Here is an 18,098-nt window from a genome sequence, read left to right as displayed (position 1 = left end):
TAGAATGAATTGAGATTAGATCGGTTTGGAGTTGGCGTCTTTGAGAAGCACCTTATAGCCAGCCTTCAATGAAACTTGGATAAGCTTTGTTTTTCGGCCGAGAAATGTCTTCGCAGCTTCGATACCTGCACTTGCGGCTTGTGCGCCGAAAGAAGGGTCGATGATTGGAATGTTAATCCCTTGAATCGCACGGTCAGAGGACTGTTTACCAACATCGCGAGAAAGTGCGCCGGGAACGTAAATTCCTTCCATTCCATCCATGTCATAAACCGTTAAGCTGACGGGATGTAAAGAATTTCCAGACTTGACAGACTCAATATTAACGCGAAGCCTTTCCTGATTGAGGCTGCTCTTTCCGAACACAAAACTACCGGCCGGGATACGAGTGCCCGCTATAAAGACGTCCGTGGTCAACCGAAATTTGATGGTAGCTCCCGTCACGAGCGTTTGATTTTGATCGATCACCGCTTCAATTGCGTTTTGATTTTGGCTCGCACCTCGATGATCTTCTAGCGAATGAAAACCATTTATCTGATTCGAAGTGAGATGCTTTAAACTATCTTCGGGTTCGCGCTGCCCACTAAGAAAGGTGAAATGCACTTGGTCAGTGACCGCTGTTACAGGAAAGACCTGCTTTCTGTTTTCAAGCGATAGCTTTCGAGTCTGTTCAAGTTGCAGATCCGGATTTTGAATTTGCATTATCTTGTCAAGCATTCCATTGAGCTCGGTCATTTCCGGATCGACCTCAGTGATTGGCTCGTCTTCTTCCCCAAGGCCAGCCATCATCTGTTCTAACTGCGCAAGTCGCTCGTGATTTGTATCCTCCTCTTGTGCCGCAGCTACTTTGGGCTTAGCGGGATCGTCAAAATTTGGATTGCTGGTTTTTGATAAGACCTTGTCCAGTTCTTGAAGTTTTTTGAACACCTCTTTGTCAGCCGGATCAGCATTTTCAGAAGTTTGGCCAGCGCTTCCTTTCTTAGTTTTTCCCGGCCCTTCCAGATTTTTGAGCGGCACACCCAAAGGGCCGGATTTCGAGGCAAGTAGCGTGTCCTGATAGTACGGGTCTTTCTCAATCAGATCACGGAGCCTTGCAGAATCTTCGGCAGCCTTCTTATAGTAGCCCATTTTATTCAAATCCTTCTCATCTTTCAAAAAGGCATCTGGAAGGCTCATAATCAACCCTTTTCGCTCTTTTGATAAAACCAATCCTCCGTCTCCCTTGCCAAATAATGCCCAGACGATCAATGTGAGAAATGGAAAAACCAGAAGTGGCAGGACTGTATAAAACTTACGCTTTTGTAAGAATTTACGGGTGTATGGTTTGTTCTGCATAACCTTTTGCGGTTTGTTGTGATTGATAAATGCTGTCCCGGACGTGTGCATGCTCTAAGCTGTCGACATACGCTTCAAAAGCCTGCTGGCGAGGACTTGGCGTCGCCGCTTTGATTATCTTTTGGTTTCTGCTATCGTTTGTGAAGACCCTTGACAATGCGGCAATTTGATAGTCGGGCAGGATCAGCGAAAAACTGTATCCGATTCCACCCGAGAGTAGCGCAACTAACAGCGCGTGCTGCCATTTCAGCGGCAGTCGTGCCAACCTCACAGTGATTCTTTTCCAAAGTCCCCATTTCCGATTTCCTTGAAACTTGGCTGGTTCTGGTACACTGCGGCCAAGACTGTCGGCCATTTCCGCCTCCATGTGTCTGTGTCTGTTGAAATTGTAAAACATAAGCTATCGGTTTTGAACATTGATGTCTTTGTTTTCAAGCGTTGTCCATCGTTCGATCAGGAATCCATGCGGATTGTTATCACTTCTGGACACGCTTCTAAGAAAGCCTTCCGTCACTAATCGCCGGGTGACGATGCTGGTGGAGCGAATGATGCGCTGGGAAGCAACACATCGGAATTGGTAAGGATAATCTTCGGTCTTCACCTCCACCGTATCAATGCTGATCTGTTGGCTAATGTTCGCTGAGATGATGCTGGCGTAGTAGCCCGACTCTTTCAAATTTTCATATTGAGCTTTGGCTGAGACATCTGCCAGATAAAGAGCCCTTACCAAATTGGATTGTATCACCTTATCGTCAGGGTCGAGGGTGAAGAAGTACCGGTGGAAGGTGGCCACATGATCCCGGGCTTCGACCGGAATATTTTCATTTCGTTCAGACGCATAGGCATCGAGCACTTTTCCGCTTGCCAGGATGTAGACTTTGTCCTGAGTTTCATCCACCAGCTGATAACTTTTGTAGATCGCAAAGCAGCAGAAACCTATGCAGCCCACCACCACCAGCATTGTAAATCCGCGCACATGCCGGAATGCTGTTTCCAGATTTTTGGCTTTTGTAAACATGACATGATTGGTTAAAAATTCTGAGATTTAGGCATCGCCGTGTTTCTCGGTAGTGACCCGAAGCCACCGCCAGCGGGAAATGCTCTGTTGCCGAAACCGGTCGCCGTTTGAGAGAAAAGTGTGGTTACCTTATACAGATAAGGGTTTCCGCCCCCTGCCTGGATAATGAACCCTGCAACCGCAGGAACCGAGAAATACCCGACAATACCGATAATGAGGAATACCAGATAGGCTAAGTCCGTAGAGCTGAAAAAGGTATCACCCGCACCTTCAACCTGACTAATATCCAGCGTCAGCATCATTTCCTGGATCTTTCCGATGATGGCCCCGAAGATGTTTGCGACTGGCAGCCAAAGGAAAATGTTTATGTACCTGGCAATCCAGCCGGTTAACGTAAACTGGAACCCGTCAAAAACTGAAATTCCGAAAGCAATCGGCCCAACGATGGCGAGCACTATTAACTGAAATGTTCTCAGCGTATTGATGCAAAGCGCAGCAGCCTCGAACAGCAGCCGCAAAATCTCGCTCAGCCACTCCTTGATAGAGTTGCGAAAATTGTAGGAAGCCTTGGCCATCGAGAATTTGATATCATTGCCTACGCTTGCGAAAATTCCTTCACCCGAAGGCTCCTCATTTCCGTGCGTGTATTTATACCATTTGTCCCGGTCGCCATTGCCCGCTGCGCCCACATACATTTGCCACGCGTTGGTTTTCATAATTGCCTCCTCCTTTTTCTTCAACAGGATGGTGATTGCCTCATTCGAGCCATCCACCATTGCAGCGGTGGCGTTGACTACCGGCGACATGATCCCATTGATCATCGCCAACACCGAAGGGAAAATCAGAATGGCAAACCCAATCGCAAATGGCCGGAACAGAGGATAAAAGTCGATGGCTTCCGCATTTGCAAGATGTCGCCAAATGCGCGCTGCTATGTACCAGATTGCTGCAAACCCTGCTATTCCCCTGGCTACGCCAATCAACTTTGCGCACATCGGCATCATTTCATCATAAAGCTTGTCGAGCACGCTATGCAGTCCGCTGATCTGATCTGGATACCCTTGTGCAGAAGCCATTTGAGGCAAAGCGATGCCAATCACCGCTACTAAGGCGGTTCTAATCAATGCATTCATAAAATTTTGGATTATGGATTGACGCCGTTTAGGTGTGCACTCGTTTCTACCTCCACAAAAACTTTGGCACGCTGCAAGCCGAGTGTGGCGGCAGTTGAATTGAAATGGCGCAGGAATATCAATTGATCCTGCATCTCTTCGTGAATTTTGTCGATTGCTGCCAGGCGTTCATCATCCGACATCCGCATTTTCTTGGCAGTCACCACCATTGTAAGTGCGTCCAGATTCTTAATGCTTTGGTTGATTAACCGGGCATAAACCCTTGACATATAATCCAGCTCGTCCTTATTAAAGTACTTCCCTGACTGGAATTGTGCGAACGCTGCTCGATATTCGGAAACCAGTTTCAATTGAAAATCCACGATTTCTGCAATGCGTTTGTAGCGTTTCACAGCTGGGCTTACTTCTAGCAACCCGTCCAGAAATGCCTCGTGAAGCTTGAAGTTTCCTTTGGAAATATCCTTAATCGTCGTATAACCTTTAAAAAGAATGTCATACCCAGCTTTCAATTCTTTGAGGATCTTCCGCAGCTGGTTCAGCTTTTGGATGTTTAAGATCAATTGAGTTACCTCGGGAGTTTGCGCTTTTGTCTGGTTCGGAACGGCCAACGCGATTGCTATAAGTACTATCAGGGCGATTCTCATTGCGTTTCAATTTGCGCCGTGTAATTGTCGGCCGGTTACCACATCCTCTTTCTCTTTCATCCTGGCTGCTGCCAGCACCGCGGATTCGTTGCAAAACGCCTTTGAAAACGTGTAGTTGAAAAGAATTTGATCGTAAAGCTCGTCGATCCTTTTCAATCGCTCGTTGTCGGTCATAGCCAGGTTCCCGTCACTGGTAATCTCTTTTATAGTCGTCTGGATTTTGTCCGAGTCCGCAGTTACACGATCAAAAACCGATCGCAGGTAAGCCAGCTCATCGCTTGTCAAATACCCACTTTGACTGAGTTTCGAAATGCAGGAGCTACACACGCTTTTGACCTCTCCGTAAAATGTCCCGATCCATTCAACTTTCGGTAGATCAGCAATCTTCGGATTGACCACCTTCAATGAATCGAAGTAGTTTTTATGCAGTTTGAATTCACCTCTTTTCAAGTCGCCGATCATCGTTAAGCCTTCCTTGGCGATCTTGTAGCCTTTTTCTGTGAGCTCCAAATAGATCTTCAACTGGGCGATCTGCTCGATCAGGTACTTCTTCTGCGTCTTTTTTTGCCGGAACCATTCCTTGAATGTTTGCGCCTGCAAGCTCGTATTGATGAAAATCATGGTCAGGATAATCAGGACTGTTCTCATAATCCAGGTTAGTTGATCCCGTACAACTTTTTCATCACACCCACTTCATGCTGGCTTTTGGCCCGGCTGATACTTAGCATCGCATTTTCCTGGTTGAACCTAGTCAGGTCATTATATAGCTGGTCGGTTTTGTCAGCCGCATTTTCGATCAGTTCAAGCCGTTTAGCATCAGTCATCTGCATCGTGAAGGACTCGACAATCATTTTCAGCAGGTCAACGTTCTTGGAGGAATTTTCCAGGATGCCTACATACACCTTGAAGATGTAGTCTAGCTCCTGTGTGGTGAAATGCTTGTCATTGGAAACCAATCCCCAAAACCTTCGGTATTCGTCGACCAACTTTGAGTTTTTGTCAGCAATCTGTTTGATCTTGAAGTAATAAGCGATGACTCCCTTGACCTTTTTGAGCTCGTCGTAGTACTTTTTGTAAAGATCCCGCTGCTTTTTTACCCAGTCGGTGATTTCATCCAGTTGCAGTTTCGCCATTGTGTTTTCAATAGCTTTCTGTGCATTTTGGAGCCGGATTACCTTGTTTTGCCGCCTTTGGATCATCAAATCGACCGCCTTCACTACCTTTTTAATCGCTGCTTTGATAATCGCCGCCCAAGGATTCGCTGCTTCTGCTTCCTTGACCGGTGTCGCGACAAGTGCGAAGGCCAATGTGAAAAATAGAATGTTCTTTCTCATGATGTTGATCTGATCTCCTCTGCCAATGCCGCAATCCCTTTTTGCATGCTGCCGAAACGAGCCGCGTAATCAATCACCTTGATTTTCTCGCTTTCTTCGGTCGTGTAACACAGATACTCCTCCAAGCTCACCTCGGTGCGATACACTCGTGAGAGCGTCCCTCCCAAACTGATAAAAACCTCCTTGTACTTCCGGAGCGGATCGTTGGCTTTGTTTACGGAAAGAATAAGTGTTTTCTCTTTTTCAGTCAGGCCAAGCAGTTCCTGTATCTGGCCAAACTTGTTTTGATACTTGCTCTGGTCTAGCAGGATTTTGCAGTCGCTGTTATTAATAATGGCCTGCTTGACTACGGGAGAACTGATAATGTCCTCTACTTCCTGAGTAACTACAATCGCCTCGCCCAAATATTTCCGGACCGTTTTGAAAAGGTATTTGATGTAATCCGCCATGCCTTCTTTTGCGATCGCCTTGTCGGGTAGGTCAGCAGGATTACTCCCGCTTTCCCCCCTAAGAACCGTACGTGAGAGTTTCCCCTCATACGGCTCAGGTAACTTAAAATTCCTAAGTAGGAACCAGCTCATCATAACTTCAATTTTAATTGGTGGTAGCTTCTTCGACAGACATCATGAACGAGGAAGTTTCTCTTTTGTCCTTCTTCCATCAGGGCAATAGTACCCCAGGGGATCTCTCGTCCGATTAGTTTGCCGCAGAAGGGGCAGGTGCGTTTTTGCCGCTTCCACAAGTGGAGTAGCGACTTCTTACCCCCAAGGGATTCGAGCATCTTGTATGCCTCCCTTTGGTCAAAATAGGGTTTCCACTCAGGATCGAAGGGGTTAGCTTCCTGCTTAATCTGAACGTGGCGGAGTATCTTTGTGTCGTACAACCTTTTCAGAGAGAACACTTCGTTTCTGCTCTTAAAGTCAGGTGTATCGACGGCGAATGTCCAGTTTCTGTTCTTGACTTTGCGGAAATACTTGCTTGCGACCCAGAACTTGCCCTTTTTGGGGTGCCTTCTCATAGCCCATGCCCACAGCTTTTTGAATATCAGTGAATCTGCCTTCCTGAAAGTCTCGGATGCTACACAGCTTTTATAGTAGTTTGCCCATCCCGTGATAACTGGGTTCAACTGCCTGATGAGTACGTCCTGCCGACTAGTTTTATTGGCATCAATGATTGCCGCCACTTTTTCGGAGAATCGCTTCAGGCTGTCCTTGGATGGTTTAATCAGAAGCTTGCCGTTATCATATTTACGGATGTTGAAGCCAAGAAAGTCAAACCCCTCTGTAATGTGCGTAATCTTGGTTTTTTCCATGGAGAGCTCTAACCCTCTTTCCGATAGAAAATCCTTGATCAGGGGCAGCACTTCGTTTTCGAGTTGCTTTCTGCTAGTACCCGTGATAATAAAATCGTCAGCATAGCGGACAAGGTTTATCTTTGGAACAATCAATTCCAGATTAGCCTGTCTCTTTCTGAATTTTTCTGCAAGTAAGACTTGCAAGCCATCCAGGGTCAGATTGGCAAGAGTAGGGGAAATGATACCTCCTTGCGGAGTGCCTTCTTCTGTCGGGAATAGTTTCTTTTCGAATATGAATCCACTTTTCAGCCATTTTTGCAGCACTACCTTATCGGTTGGCGCATGGTTTTGTAACCACTGATGGCTGATGTGGTCGAAGCATCCCTTGATGTCGGCTTCTAATACCCATTGTGGCGATACCCTTTTTGAAAGCAGATTGAAACAAAGTGACATGGCATCGGCCGTACTGCGTTCCTTGCGGAAGCCGTACGAGTGGCTGTCAGCTATGGTTTCCGTCACTGGTTCCAGCGCCATCAGGTGTAAGGCCTGCATGGCTCTGTCTTTCATGGTAGGTATGCCCAAAGGGCGTAGCTTCCCGTTCTTCTTGGCAATGTTCACCCGTTTTAACGGTTGGGGTTGGTATCCCCGTCTTTTCAGGTCGGTAATGGCCTGATACTTTGCATTTGGCGTAGACCAGAGAACTGCATCCACACCCGCTGTATTCTTACCTTTGTTTGAAGTTACTCGTTTCACGGCCAAAGCTTTGGCGTGGAACGAATGCGTCAGCATCCATTGCAGGGCTTTCACCTTGTTATGTTTGCCTTCTTTCTGAGCTTTTACAATACGCTCTTGCAGCTTTCGGACACCAGCCTCACAACTGGCCCAGTCTATGCTGTCCCAGTTTTCGGCCTTGTTGGCAGGCGCACACGTCTTTTTAATTACGTTCATTTGCTTTCCTCCTTTGAAAGTTCTGTAAGGTTATTGTAATAAGTTACCATGCAGAAGTCTGCCCGCTTTCGCGTGGGGTGACATTTAAACCCCTATCCATCTTATTATCAGATGGCTTTCGCTTTCTCTGCAATCCTCTACCCGCACCATTATCGGCTCGCCTTACGGTTTGCTTTCCTGCCCTAAGTGCAGGAACGATACGGGCTTACCGAGTTCCGCATAAGTGACATATGAGTGGGTTAGGCCCCGTCTATCCACCGGCAGTGCTTTGTTCGTGTACCCCATGCATGGACGGGGGTAGCCGACTGCGTCCCATTTTGGGTTAAAGCCTATCAGTATCTTTGGCTTATTCGAAGTTACGGCGGTTCAAACGACGGTTCACTTATGTTAGCCATACCACTCAACCTAGCACCCATATCCCCTGATACTAGGGACAGTTGCGCAGCCTCACGGCTTTTGCTCCTCCTTTCCAGGAAGGCTGCATTGTCCCGACAGCTTCACACACCACCGTTACCAGCGATGCATGTGTCGGTAGGTTACCGCTGACGAAACAGCGGGTCTGGTCATATTGCCAGACAATCACTTATGCGGCTTCTCGTCGCACCCAGGCTTCTTCAATCAATATCATCTTCCTGATCCCTTTCAGCTTCCTCATTTTGCTGATGAAAACCTCCATGATAATGATCGTTACGACCGGAAACAGGATTGGGTGATCTTTGATGTTGTCCAGCTCAAAGACGATAAACCGCTCGTTCAGTAGATCGATGTTTTCGGTCGCATTCAGCAGGTAATCGAATTCCCCTCCCTTGTAGTATGGCCGCAAAACATAAAGAAGATTGGCCACATCAAAATCCCTATCTTTGACTTTGTCCTCGTCCAGAATCGGCACAAACTCGTCCCTCAGAAATTCGTAGAAGGTATTGAAACAGGCGAATTCCTCGTATTCATTAATGTAGGCGTAGTACAATGTCAGCGCATTGGACAAAGCCACATATTCGCTCCGCTTAAAAACCTCATTGTCCTTTTTCCAAAGTGCCAAGATCAGCGTCTTGATGCTTTCCTTTTTTTCAGTATCCAGCGAGTCCCCCTCTGCGATATGGAACGGGTTAAACTTGATTGGATTGGTTTCCTGATATGTGAAATAGTAGCCATTCACCAGATCACACAAGCCTTTGTAAGAGTGCCCCACATCCACCAGCACAATATGCGAGCCTTGCTCATAATAGCTCCTGACCATGTGGTTGGTGAAAAACGACTTGCCACTTCCGGAGGGCCCGAGAATGAATTTGTTCCGGTTCGTACAGATCCCTCTTTTGATTGGCTCATCGCTGATGTCGACGTGAACAGGTTTTCCGGTGAGCCGATCACCTAGCCGTAAGCCGACCGGACTGATCGAAGAGCGATAACCTGTTTCCAGGTTCAGAAAGCACGAAGCCTGCTCGGCGAAACAATCAAACGTCTCATTCATTGGAAAATCCGCCGCGTTGCCGGGAATGCCTGCCCAATAAATCTGGGGTGCACCAGTTGTCTCCTTTTTTGCGACAGCTTCCATTTGGGCTAGTGCTGCGGAAACTTTGTTGTTCAGCTCGTTGAGTTCTTTCTGCTTTTCAGTCCAAACCAGCAGATTGAAATGCGCCCTCACCGGCATCCGCTGTCCTGATATAGCTTCATTCAGAAATGCATTTGTTGCGTCGAGCGCAATCGCATTCTTTCGGGAATAAGCTGCCAGCGATTGGAGCCGCAACCTTTTGGTTTCCATCTTCCTGAGCGTTTTCGGCCCGTCGTCGATGAAAATGTATTGGTTGTAAATGTGGTTGCAGCTCAAAAGTTGGCCCAATGAGGAAGCGTACCCAATGCTAAATTTGGTCTTGTCGGTTGAGTACCGATCGAAGCTGTTTTGCGAACCGCAGGTTGCCGGTAAGTCTTCGGTATCTGCCAGCGTGTAGAGCTGACAGTGCTGGCTGCCGATCCGGATGTTTTCATCAAACTGCATATCCTTGATCAATGGCTCACCTTTGCCGGAAAGGTAACAATACTGTTCAATGATTCCTGCCTTCGCGCCGCTGCTCCAAAGCTCATTGTCTTTCAATCTGCGCAGCTTTACAAATCCGCTGTCTTCCATGATGTGGCGGAACTGGCCGACACAGCTATGCAGATCCTGCAATACTTTCTCGTCCATCGTTTCCTCGGGCATCAGCGTTGGCCTGACCAGGTTTGATACCAGCGAGCTGGAAACCTTCCGGTTTGCTGGCTTTTTGGTGATGAAGATGTAGCAGCTGTGATCCAAAAACGGCCGCTCGTTGAAATGCCGCTCGCTTTGCATGGACAAAAAACTTTTGTCTTCACGGGAAAAGTCCGGCTGATAGCGACTGTCGACAAACCAATCCTGCTTGTAGAAGACCGAATGTGCTGGCAGCACGCGGAGCGCTTTCACCCACGTTTGGTGAAACGCCTCATAGTCGTGGTCAGAGAGGGTGAATATTTCAGGCAAATCTGCCTGAAATACCACCGTGATGTCTCCCTGCTTGGATAGGATACAATCGTGCTCCACATCCATGATCGGGATCAGATCATCCAGTAACTTTTCCATTAATCGTGCTGGTTTTGAAAATGCGCCTCGAATTAGACTTCACATATCTGGGAATACTTCGCCGCGCCAGCATCTTGGTGACGCCATGCTCTCCATATGCCGAGCTCAAATGGTAAATCCCCATGATCATCGGAATACCCAGGCAAACCACAATCCCCACGCAGATGTAAGAACGGATCCCGCAGATATACAGCAGTGTATAAATTGCAAACAACACGATTGCCGCCCCACCCATATACCAGATGTACTGCGCTTTGAGACCCTTGAACTCAATGGACGTATTGATCCCCTTGTTGATTTGGTAAACGCTTGTGCCCGCCATAACGGTTACCTTTATAGGCCGAAGAAAGATTGCAGCACAGTAGCCACCACTACGAGGAAAATGCAGCTGCCAAACCACGCCGCTGCGACCTTGCCGGTATCATTGTCCCCGGCATTCCATTTCTGGAAGACCTTCACTGCGCCTACTAGACCAAGTACCGCGCCAATGGCATACATAAGCTGTGTACCCGGCTCAAAATAGCTACGCACCTGGCTGTCCGCTTCTGAAATACCTGCCGCACCGTCTTGCGCTTTGACCACGGTTGTCACCACTGCGAGCAATGCTGATGCCCATACTTGTTTTGCCCTGATCGAAAGGGCTGCTTTCCCACATTTCATACGCCTCGTTGATTATTGTTTTTGAATTGATTTGCTTGGTTTGTCTCCTTGCAGCTCCCTGATCGGTTGACCAGGGAGCGCAGGAGAGCGGGCTCATCATTAAACCTCCTTCCAGACTTCCTCTAGCTCTACAGCACTGAGGTTGATGAAGCCATATTTTGCTGATTCCGAAGTGATCACATTATCGATCGCCGGGCGGAACGGGCTGCCTTTGATGGCAGAAAAGTATTTGATTAATAGCTGGATCAGAAAGATCAGGTCTCTCCGTTCATATCCTTTTTGGCAGGCTTCCGATATGCTGATCCTGATTTGCTGGGCCAGCTCTTCCACCTTACCGAACACTTCTTCATTTTGCCAGGGTGGTCTTTTCCGTTCAGCTTTTTCGCTTTCAACAGCCTCCGGCTCACTTAGTTGGTTAGCCGCTCGGGGGAGGCTTCTCCGCCCGCTGCCAAAGCTTGTTTTGCGAGCTGAAAAACGTTTTGATTTCCTGCCGGTAGAACAGCGCACCGACGATCAAATAATAGACAATCCCAATAACCGCCACTGCCAGAGAGTAATCCGTCCAGGTGAAATGTGGTAACATAAGCCTAGCTGTTTTGAAGTGGATGAATGCTCTTGCCTTTCTCGAAAGGACATGACAAAACAACATCAGAAATCAAAGCTCTTCAAGTACAACTTTTTGTTGTACCCCTGCTGCGACTGTTGTACCCGAAAATAACAGGGTCTTATAAGATAAGTGTTAAAATTCATTTATACAAAGCTCCTGGGATTGAGTATGTGGCGTTTGGATTTGAATAAATATGATTTAAATTACGATTTTTACACAAGCCCTGCTGAACAATATACCCCCGCATGGGGAGTTTGATGCCAGAGGATTTCGCAGAATATTTAGTTGCAGCAGTCATAGCCCATATTGATAAAATTAAACCTCTATACAGTATGAATTCATTGAAAAACAATCAGCATTCGACAACTCTCCTTATTGATATTTCAGATGAATATAAAGTAAGAATTGAAGATGGTAAAGAATTTTCTAAATCCATATTTTTCAAAATTTATAAGGATGCATTCCGGAACACTTATGAAATAGTAAGGCAAAATGAAAGTGCTAAATCTGATTTGGATGTATACAACAACATAATAGTTTTCTCAGGAGAACGAGGTAGAGGAAAGAGTTCGTCGATGGTTTCGTTCCTGAAAAGTTTGACGAACATACAAAAATTCAAAAAAGTTGATTTTTTCTTGGATTTCCCTATTTCTGAAATAATAAACAGAAAATTTGCCTCCTTGGATATTATAGATCCCTCTTTATTCAAAGGAGAGGAAACACTCTTTGAAATTATCGTCGCAAAGATGTTCTCCAAATTTCAAAATAGTTTCTCAAATTCAGGAAAGGAGATAAATCATGATGACAAAAGGCTGGTATTAAAAGAATTTCAAAAAGTATTCACTAATCTAAAAGTAATAAACGGAGGAAAAAAGTACATTTATGATCGTGAGCCTATTGATGCGTTAAGTGCGCTAGCCTACGGCAGTAATTTGTATTCTAGTTTTACAAGTCTTATTGACGTGTACCTCGATAAAGTGGAGCAATGTGAATTTCTTGTAATTGCCATTGATGATTTTGATCTAAACATGGCAGATACCTATAAAATGCTCGAAGACATTCGACAATTCTTAATTCAGCATAAAATTTTAATCCTCGTCTCTTGCAGAATAGAGCAGGTCTATCAATCAGTCGAGAATAATTTTTTAAACCAGTTTGGGAGACTACCAGCTAGGTTTGAAGATCGGAAAACAAGCCACACCATTACAATAAATGAAGGTAGAGGATATTCGCAGAGAATTAACATAAATGAGAATGGCCCAAGAGAAGGAAATTTTCATATCGACCCATTGAGAATTCAAGCAAACAGATACGTCGAAAAGCTTTTTCCTCTTTCTCATATACTGTCGATGCCGGTGATAACTGACACAAATCCTTTACCAATCGAGTTTCGCGAAGGTAAATATGTTACTCCTAAAATTGACAAGTTTATTATAAACATAGATAAGGAACTTTTCACTGAAAATAAGCCACTTAATTATTTATCACAATATGCCGAATCGGATAAAATCGGAACAGAGGTTTTTGTTGGCAACAATTTGCAAGATGTAGTGCTGGATCTAATTTACAGCAAGACCGGTGTATTTATTAACAAGCCCACCTACCGGCTGAACGCTATTATCCCAAATACATTACGTCAAGTTCATAGCCTGATTGGTGCTATAACGCTGTCCGTCGACAGTCTTTCAAATCTTAAAAATTATATCGTTGATATTGCCCAAAATGAGCTCCCTTCAAAACTGGTCGACATTTTTATAAATTTGGAAAAACAAGAGTTCCAAATGATGAATCTTCACTTTTTAAATTTTATGGGTATCATTCGAGAACATTTCGATATTTCCAATAAAAACGATTTTAATTATCTTTTGTATCCTAAAAATCCAGGAAACGTTTCCTTAGGTGATACTTATTCTGTATTGAAGAGGTTTTATGACAACGTAAGAAATCACGATGAGTTAGCCGTTAAGTTTTTAGATTATATTTCTATTTATTTGGCCGTCAGAACCAAAATTATGGAAAGGTCAAATCCCAGCAAGCTGATGCAAGCAACTATGGGCGGATACTTCAACGGATATAACGAAGTATTTCCTGTTCAGCGAAGAGGCGGTAAAAGGAGAGATTGGGTCACTTTTAGACTCAATCAATGGGATGAATTGAGCGATGAAGAAAGATACTGGTTGGGATTTTTTATTCAATTTCTAGGCGTTTATCAAAATGACTATCGCGACAAAAAGGAAAGCCCATTTTTTAAAGAACTAAATAGTCAAGGAGGGAATATTGAACATGCCATATTTTCCCCTCTAGCTCCATTATCCAACAGCATGTTTGCGACTGACGTATGGCGTTCCTTGATGAAGACTAGCGAAGATGCTAATAGTAGTCAACTGTATCGAGAACTGTTGGAATGGAATGAGTCAAATTCCCTCCAAAGCTTCCTCAACAACAACATGTTTTACTTAGAGTTTTTGCAGACACTCGATGAGATCAGTAAGAGACAGCATAAAAGTGATAGTGTCGGAAGTTACAGCGCGGCGATAAAAGACTATATGTTGATAAGCGCCGATCAGGCTTTGGACAGAATCAAGGAAAAGTACCCTTACATTGCATTGGATCTCAAACATAAGGTAGTCGATCATCCTGTCTATCATAAATGGAATGACATGGACGAAAATCGGAATGTGTTTGATATTGTTGACGGCTTGTTCGATATGTCTGACGAAAGAGAGACATTTAGCCAACAAGATAAGAATACAGCTCGGGAATTGCTGCGAAATTACAATCGATATTTTGCCAATCCACAAGAGCAGTCTCCACGGGGGGCTAAGCAAGCTATGAATACTGTTGTTAAGAGTTTTGCAGATAGCTCCTACCCGAGAGAAAAACTAGAGGAATTTAGAAAACTCATGGATTTAGATCTCGAGGATGGCCTTAATCGTATCAAAAACTATTTAAATCAGATGCGTTGATGGACAATTTACAGGATGCTATTAACATAATTTTTGGGAAGCAGTGCCCAGATAAAGTTCTATCCGCAGGAGCGAATGAGTCTTTTCACCCCTTTTTCAGTCAGGCAGATTTTTTAGAAAAGGGTTATAGTTTATTCACGCACTATGGCTTGGAAGAGATAATAAATGTATATCAAAAACTAGACCAGGATTGGTTTCTGGACTATTACCATCAAAGTAGAAAGAAATCAATTTATTACCTATTAGTACACTTTACCAAGCATGTATTGACAGAAAGCAATTTGGAGCCTTTTGTGGAGTATAAGCATTTGCTGAAATGGCGTGAAATGTCTCACCCGCTGGGTGAAGATCTATTTACATGCTCGTATTTGGCATATATGGATGTAAGGTCCAAGCGTAGGAGAGACTATTTTGCATGGCGTCCGGTGATTTCATCTAATAATCGCCGCCTAAGAGTAATGTTAAACCAAGGCATAGCAGAAAATCATTTCCATTTGAAGGGTTCGGGACCTGTATTTGATTTAAGTTGGATGTCACTAATGAACCATCCAGGTAGCCATGAGAGTGCCTTCCGGAAACTCAGTGCGGATCTGCGATTGCTCACCTCTGTTTCCAATTCTTTCAACGTGAAGGAAAAACAGCTTAACATTTTGGTTCTCAAAGCAGCATATATTAGACAATGGCTATTTTGTAAAATCAACGGTGTAAGTGTTGGTGAAATAAATATGAATTTATTGGGTAATCCATCAAATAATACTGACTCCTATGAGTTAGTTTTAAATCGAGAATCCGTAATAGAGGAAATTGAAACATTACGGTATTTGATGGGATATCATTTTAAATACAATGGGGGTTTTCAGGCCGCGGATTATGCCATTCCAAAGGAAATGTCTGATCAAAATTTTAACGGCTCATTTCTCTTGGTTGGTGAACGAAAATTCCTCTATGAAAATTTTAAGTTAATTTATACCCATGACCCAAGCTTCCTTTCGTATCAACATTTACTTTATGCATATCTGTTGATCAAATATACATTGAGGTCTGAACTAATTCAGATTAATTTAAAGACTGGGTTTGGTAATTTCCTAAAATACCAAGATCGAAAAGAATTATTTATTACAGAAGGGAGCATTTATGAGGTTGCCTTCGTTGGAATGGCAGTTAATGATTCTTTGAAATTTAATAAATTATTGAGCTTTGAGACAAGAATTGCTCCAAAGCTCACCTCTATCCAGTTGCGAGACAGCCTTGACAAATATCATGCTATGATTGATGAAAAGGCTATTCAACGACACTATCCAATGCTGGAGTCTACTAACGAATCTGAATCAATCAGAACCGAACGCCATTTTTATACCCTGCATTTTATAAAAAAATCTGATCAAAGAATAGAAAATGCTCTTGTAAGTAGTGTGACATCTCGTCATCAAGCGCTAAGATCAGAGATTAAACGTCAGGCATTTGCCATAGTTGGGCTACGTGAGTCATTTTACGACAAATCGCAATTGATCAGAGGTATTGACGCAGCATCATCTGAATTTTCGGCAAGGCCAGAAGTGTTTGCTCACGCTTTCCGATACTTGAAGGATCATAAGCTCAGCGGTGCGCAGAATCAACTCCGGATGTCACAATCAGAGCATAAGCTTTCAGCTACCTTTCACGTTGGAGAAGATTTTTACGATGTTGTAGATGGAATTAGAGCAATCGACGAAGCAATTCTTTTTTTAGGGTTAAATCAGGGAGATAGAGTTGGTCATGCCCTCGCTCTCGGTATTGACGTTGCAGAATTTTATTGCTTTAAGAAAATGAAGTTGATGCTTCCGAAGGAAATGATTTTAGATAATATTGTTTGGCTTTTGGCTAGAATACGGAAATTTGGCATAGACATTTGCAGGACGGAAGTGAACAGGTTAGAAAAAACTTACGAAGGCCTATTTCGAGAGATTTACTCAGACAGCCTTGACAATACTCAAAAAAACACATACTTCTCGCATATGGTTTTTTTTGATTCATGGAAGTTGAGGGGTGATGATCCGAATCTATACCAATTTGATACTAATAATTTGGATCAGATTACCAATTTGACTTACTGGGATCGATGTAAAATAAATTATTCGTACCCGAGCAATTCGCAGATCCGAAAAAGCCGAGCAGTACAATGGCTCTATCAGCAATACCATTTCAATCCTCGTGTAAAGTCAGAAGGCGCGAGCATTCGTCAGTTTGAGATTACGCAAGACTACATAAAGTTAGTAGCAGAAGTGCAGCGGTTGTACCGGAACCATGTTAAGTCATTAAATATTGGAGTTGAATGTAATCCAACGTCAAATTTCCTTATTGGTACCTTTGGAAGCTATGCAAAGCATCCAATTATGAAATTCTATAACTTGGGACTAGAAACTTCTAACGCATTACTTGATGAATGTCCTCAGCTTTTCGTCTCCATTAATACAGACGACCAGGGAATATTCAACACCTCGCTTGAAAATGAATATGCGTTAATGGCGATTGCATTGGAAAAAGAGCTTGACTCTTCCGGTCGACCAAGGTATTCCCCGACAGTGATTTACCAGTGGCTTGACAACATAAGAAAAATGGGATTAGAGCAAAGTTTCAATTTATAGTTATCTATTCTGATGAAAACATTAGGAAATGGAAAGAGATTTCCGTTTTTATTTAGCGCGTCTGGATACTCAAATAGGAAAAATTATTTACCATCAATTAATCTTTCCAATTTCCCCATCATCTCATCCTTCTCCTTCAACATCCGCTCATACAAAGCAATCTTCTCTTCGTGAAGCTGAATGAGCTTTTTAATTGGATGAAATACGGGATTATTGTTCACAACAGCGGCGTTGTGGTTGAAGGTGCTGGAAATAACCGTGATAGCTTGATCTTCATCAAAATTCCGAATCGCCTCAGCCGGGATTTTGTGAATCGCCGCGACTTGCTCCAAAATATCGGAATCGATCTTTTCTTTTTGTTCAAGGAGGGAGATTTTTTGCTGGTTTCAATCTGCGCCGAGCTCAAACGTCAGCGCGTCTTGCTTGTAGTTACATAACTCTCTGAATCGTTTTAAGTTACAGCCCTCGTGGATCTTCGGAGTGGAGGTAGTATGTGCCATGTGGAAAGGGGGTTTGGTTAAAAAAGGTAATTTATATAAATCTGCCCGGAAGTGCTCGGATATGTTACCGAGATCACAATGTATGTTACCGGCCGGTTGCGTTGGGAACAAGCCACGGCAGCCTGTGCTTAGCAGAAAATGTAAACGCAGGCTTTTGAACCAAACTTATAATCAACAAATTAGACACACTGCCACACTCAAAGGAGTCTTAAGGCTCGGCATTGCACCAGCTTTACTTAGCCTATGGTCGGAAGGTCAAAGAGCTGCTTAGCCAAAGTGACGCTGAGACCTGGATTGAAGATCTTTGGGATATGTACACCGGCTTCACATTTTTCAGCCGGGAATCCGGTTATGACCCGAAAGGTCACGACCGGTTTGTCCCTTTCAAACAGCTGGTGTTTTTCTTCCAGGATGTTGGGAAGATGAAAAGCTGATTATCCGGACGAGT

At 44.1% G+C, this 18,098-nt stretch carries 16 protein-coding genes and 2 pseudogenes; 3 read left to right on the top strand and 15 right to left on the bottom strand.

Annotated elements, in window-relative coordinates:
* Positions 1–15: 15 nt before the first annotated feature.
* The 14 genes and pseudogenes from traM to KOE27_RS12915 all read right to left on the bottom strand — a co-directional run bounded on the left by traM (position 16) and on the right by KOE27_RS12915 (position 11,536).
* Positions 16–1,332 carry a conjugative transposon protein TraM gene (traM, locus tag KOE27_RS12980; protein ID WP_215239287.1) on the bottom strand — a complete coding sequence of 439 codons (1,317 nt, stop codon included), beginning with the start codon at positions 1,330–1,332 and terminating at the stop codon, positions 16–18.
* Positions 1,307–1,699: a hypothetical protein gene (locus tag KOE27_RS12975; RefSeq protein WP_215239286.1), complete on the bottom strand. Its 393-nt coding sequence runs from the start codon at positions 1,697–1,699 to the stop codon at positions 1,307–1,309. The genes traM and KOE27_RS12975 overlap by 26 nt, the downstream gene beginning before the upstream one ends.
* Positions 1,700–1,732: 33 nt before the next feature.
* Entirely contained in the window at positions 1,733–2,350 is a 618-nt protein-coding gene (gene traK / locus KOE27_RS12970) for a conjugative transposon protein TraK (RefSeq protein WP_215239285.1), read from the bottom strand.
* 11 nt (positions 2,351–2,361) lie between these two features.
* Positions 2,362–3,483 (bottom strand): conjugative transposon protein TraJ, encoded by a 1,122-nt coding sequence (gene traJ, locus KOE27_RS12965; RefSeq protein WP_215239284.1) that lies wholly within the window; start codon positions 3,481–3,483, stop codon positions 2,362–2,364.
* Positions 3,484–3,494: 11 nt separating this feature from the next.
* Positions 3,495–4,127 (bottom strand): TerB family tellurite resistance protein, encoded by a 633-nt coding sequence (locus tag KOE27_RS12960; RefSeq protein ID WP_215239283.1) that lies wholly within the window; start codon positions 4,125–4,127, stop codon positions 3,495–3,497.
* A 6-nt stretch (positions 4,128–4,133) separates the two neighbouring features.
* Positions 4,134–4,775, bottom strand: coding sequence for a hypothetical protein (locus tag KOE27_RS12955; RefSeq protein WP_215239282.1), 642 nt, complete (start codon positions 4,773–4,775; stop codon positions 4,134–4,136).
* An 8-nt stretch (positions 4,776–4,783) separates the two neighbouring features.
* Positions 4,784–5,461, bottom strand: a complete 678-nt coding sequence (locus KOE27_RS12950) for a conjugal transfer protein TraI (RefSeq protein ID WP_215239281.1) — start codon at positions 5,459–5,461, stop codon at positions 4,784–4,786.
* Positions 5,458–5,931: pseudogene (locus KOE27_RS12945) on the bottom strand (TraG/VirB4 family ATPase); the annotation flags it as partial. The pseudogene KOE27_RS12945 and the gene KOE27_RS12950, both read right to left, overlap by 4 nt.
* 110 nt (positions 5,932–6,041) lie before the next feature.
* Complete coding sequence (gene ltrA, locus KOE27_RS12940) at positions 6,042–7,703, bottom strand: group II intron reverse transcriptase/maturase (RefSeq protein WP_215239280.1); 1,662 nt, start codon at positions 7,701–7,703, stop codon at positions 6,042–6,044.
* A gap of 583 nt (positions 7,704–8,286) precedes the next feature.
* Entirely contained in the window at positions 8,287–10,293 is a 2,007-nt protein-coding gene (locus KOE27_RS12935; protein ID WP_215239279.1) for a TraG family conjugative transposon ATPase, read from the bottom strand.
* A complete protein-coding gene (locus KOE27_RS12930; RefSeq protein ID WP_215239278.1) occupies positions 10,274–10,615 on the bottom strand; it encodes a DUF4133 domain-containing protein in 342 nt (113 codons plus the stop codon). Before KOE27_RS12930 ends, KOE27_RS12935 begins: the two co-directional genes overlap by 20 nt.
* A gap of 11 nt (positions 10,616–10,626) precedes the next feature.
* Positions 10,627–10,953: a DUF4134 domain-containing protein gene (locus KOE27_RS12925; protein ID WP_215239277.1), complete on the bottom strand. Its 327-nt coding sequence runs from the start codon at positions 10,951–10,953 to the stop codon at positions 10,627–10,629.
* A gap of 99 nt (positions 10,954–11,052) precedes the next feature.
* Positions 11,053–11,295 (bottom strand): hypothetical protein, encoded by a 243-nt coding sequence (locus KOE27_RS12920; protein WP_215239276.1) that lies wholly within the window; start codon positions 11,293–11,295, stop codon positions 11,053–11,055.
* Between the two features lie 73 nt (positions 11,296–11,368).
* Positions 11,369–11,536 carry a hypothetical protein gene (locus KOE27_RS12915; RefSeq protein WP_215239275.1) on the bottom strand — a complete coding sequence of 56 codons (168 nt, stop codon included), beginning with the start codon at positions 11,534–11,536 and terminating at the stop codon, positions 11,369–11,371.
* Positions 11,537–11,892: 356 nt separating this feature from the next.
* Here KOE27_RS12915 and KOE27_RS12910 point away from each other — a divergent pair, with 356 nt between their 5' ends.
* Positions 11,893–14,526, top strand: coding sequence for a hypothetical protein (locus KOE27_RS12910; protein WP_215239274.1), 2,634 nt, complete (start codon positions 11,893–11,895; stop codon positions 14,524–14,526).
* Complete coding sequence (locus KOE27_RS12905; RefSeq protein WP_215239273.1) at positions 14,526–17,150, top strand: hypothetical protein; 2,625 nt, start codon at positions 14,526–14,528, stop codon at positions 17,148–17,150. Before KOE27_RS12910 ends, KOE27_RS12905 begins: the two co-directional genes overlap by 1 nt.
* Positions 17,151–17,233: 83 nt before the next feature.
* Here KOE27_RS12905 and KOE27_RS12900 read toward each other — a convergent pair.
* A pseudogene (locus KOE27_RS12900) lies at positions 17,234–17,650 on the bottom strand (XRE family transcriptional regulator).
* A 221-nt stretch (positions 17,651–17,871) separates the two neighbouring features.
* Here KOE27_RS12900 and KOE27_RS12895 point away from each other — a divergent pair.
* On the top strand, positions 17,872–18,084 hold the full coding sequence (locus KOE27_RS12895; protein ID WP_215239272.1) for a hypothetical protein: 213 nt from the start codon (positions 17,872–17,874) through the stop codon (positions 18,082–18,084).
* Positions 18,085–18,098 lie beyond the last annotated feature (14 nt).

Source organism: Dyadobacter sp. CECT 9275, from assembly GCF_907164905.1.
In the GTDB taxonomy this organism is placed as follows: Bacteria; Bacteroidota; Bacteroidia; order Cytophagales; family Spirosomataceae; genus Dyadobacter; species Dyadobacter helix.
Note: the sequence above shows the minus strand (reverse complement) of the source record. Positions and strands in the feature narration are given on the sequence as shown.

Bases quoted from the DNA above. Each gene is read 5' to 3' on its own strand.
- traM (WP_215239287.1), bottom strand. From the start codon at position 1,332: ATGCAGAACAAACCATACACCCGTAAATTCTTACAAAAGCGTAAGTTT.
- KOE27_RS12975 (WP_215239286.1), bottom strand. From the start codon at position 1,699: ATGGAGGCGGAAATGGCCGACAGTCTTGGCCGCAGTGTACCAGAACCA.
- traK (WP_215239285.1), bottom strand. From the start codon at position 2,350: ATGTTTACAAAAGCCAAAAATCTGGAAACAGCATTCCGGCATGTGCGC.
- traJ (WP_215239284.1), bottom strand. From the start codon at position 3,483: ATGAATGCATTGATTAGAACCGCCTTAGTAGCGGTGATTGGCATCGCT.
- KOE27_RS12960 (WP_215239283.1), bottom strand. From the start codon at position 4,127: ATGAGAATCGCCCTGATAGTACTTATAGCAATCGCGTTGGCCGTTCCG.
- KOE27_RS12955 (WP_215239282.1), bottom strand. From the start codon at position 4,775: ATGAGAACAGTCCTGATTATCCTGACCATGATTTTCATCAATACGAGC.
- KOE27_RS12950 (WP_215239281.1), bottom strand. From the start codon at position 5,461: ATGAGAAAGAACATTCTATTTTTCACATTGGCCTTCGCACTTGTCGCG.
- ltrA (WP_215239280.1), bottom strand. From the start codon at position 7,703: ATGAACGTAATTAAAAAGACGTGTGCGCCTGCCAACAAGGCCGAAAAC.
- KOE27_RS12935 (WP_215239279.1), bottom strand. From the start codon at position 10,293: ATGGAAAAGTTACTGGATGATCTGATCCCGATCATGGATGTGGAGCAC.
- KOE27_RS12930 (WP_215239278.1), bottom strand. From the start codon at position 10,615: ATGGCGGGCACAAGCGTTTACCAAATCAACAAGGGGATCAATACGTCC.
- KOE27_RS12925 (WP_215239277.1), bottom strand. From the start codon at position 10,953: ATGAAATGTGGGAAAGCAGCCCTTTCGATCAGGGCAAAACAAGTATGG.
- KOE27_RS12915 (WP_215239275.1), bottom strand. From the start codon at position 11,536: ATGTTACCACATTTCACCTGGACGGATTACTCTCTGGCAGTGGCGGTT.
- KOE27_RS12910 (WP_215239274.1), top strand. From the start codon at position 11,893: ATGAATTCATTGAAAAACAATCAGCATTCGACAACTCTCCTTATTGAT.
- KOE27_RS12905 (WP_215239273.1), top strand. From the start codon at position 14,526: ATGGACAATTTACAGGATGCTATTAACATAATTTTTGGGAAGCAGTGC.